Origin of the sequence: Microbacterium paulum (assembly GCF_015707995.1) — a bacterium.
In the GTDB taxonomy this organism is placed as follows: domain Bacteria; phylum Actinomycetota; class Actinomycetes; order Actinomycetales; family Microbacteriaceae; genus Microbacterium; species Microbacterium paulum.
In genome coordinates, this window is sequence record NZ_JAAGRY010000129.1 from 1 (window position 1) to 1314 (window position 1314).

2 protein-coding genes and 1 pseudogene are annotated in these 1314 nt (G+C 75.7%); all 3 read right to left on the reverse strand.

What is annotated here, in order from left to right:
* Positions 1-75: 75 nt before the first annotated feature.
* Positions 76-408: a TadE family type IV pilus minor pilin gene (locus G3N18_RS15755; protein WP_196385186.1), complete on the reverse strand. Its 333-nt coding sequence runs from the start codon at positions 406-408 to the stop codon at positions 76-78.
* A 1-nt stretch (position 409) separates the two neighbouring features.
* Positions 410-658, reverse strand: a complete 249-nt coding sequence (locus G3N18_RS15760) for a DUF4244 domain-containing protein (RefSeq protein ID WP_196385187.1) — start codon at positions 656-658, stop codon at positions 410-412.
* A gap of 54 nt (positions 659-712) precedes the next feature.
* Positions 713-1314, reverse strand: a pseudogene (locus G3N18_RS15765) (pilus assembly protein TadB); the annotation flags it as partial.

Genomic DNA, 1314 nt, shown 5'->3' on the forward strand with positions numbered 1-1314 from the left:
CGCCCGCGACGCCGCCCGAGAAGGCGAGGGTCGCCGCGACCGCGAGCGCACCGAGCGCCACCGCCGAGCCGGCCATCACCGCCCTCCCGACAGCGCGCACGAGCGTGCGCGCAGGGGCGGCACGGGCAGGGGAAGGCGAGTCGGCGCACTCGCCGACACGCATACGAGGTCGCCGTCGTCCGAGACACCGTCGACCGCTCCCCCGGCGACGGCGGCGACGATCCCTGCCACCCGGTCGGCGGGCTCTCCGCGCGCCGCGAGCCGCGCCGCCTGCGCGACCCCCTGTTCGAGGCGCACCTGACGGCCGGCCGCGGCGAGGCATCCGGCCGTCAGGGCGATCACGAGCACGATGGCCGGCACGACGACGGCGAACTCGGCCGTGGCCGACCCGCGATCGTCGCCGCGCATCTCAGGCCACCGTGAGTGCGCGGCGGACGAGGTCGGTGAGGATGCCTCGCACCTCATCGGACCGCATGATGACGACCAAGAGCCCGGCGAAGGCCACGGCCGCCATCGTCGCGACTGCGTATTCGGCGGTCGCGGCGCCGGCCTCGTCGTCGAACAGGGCCGCAGCCCGTCGGCGAGTGAGCGGTGGCAGCGGCGGGAGGTCGAGCTTCTGAGGGTGCCGAGGGCGGGCGAGGGTGAGGGATGCGGACATGTGGAGACTCCTTCTCTATAGGGATGGGTGGGCACGTTCGGGTGACGGGGCCGATCAGGGCGCCGCCAGCAGCGGGGTCGAGCCGGCCATGACCGACAGGAGCATCGGCCCGACGCCCAGCAGCAAGAAAGCGGGGAGGGTGCACAGTCCCATCGGCAGCAGCAACCGTGCGCCGAGGCGTGCGGCGCGCAGCCGCCCGTCGGTGCGGGCACGCCGGCGGGCATCGGTCGCCGCGGCGCGGAGCAGATCGACCGCGGGGGCCCCAGCGCGCTGCGAGAGGGCGAGGATCTCTTCGGTCTCGGTCTCGGGCTCACCGCCGCCTGCCTCGGAGACGACCGCGAGCGCGCGCTCGATCGACGCACCGCTCGACAAGGCGATCGCGACCGTGTCGCCCTGCAGGCCCGGCGGGGCCGCGGCAGGCTGCGCCCGGGCGACGAGGCGCGCGCTCCAGCGCCGCGCGACGAGCATGAGCAGCACTCCGGCGACGAGGCACGCGATGCCCGCCGGCTGCGTGAACGTGCCGAGCACGTCGAACCCGAGCGCCACACCGAGCCCGATCGCGACGAGGGGCAGCCAGGCCACCAGCCGCGCGGTGGCGGCGGGGTCGGCGAGCGCGACGGCGACGTCGTCGCGGGTCTCCTGCGCGTCGCGCAGCG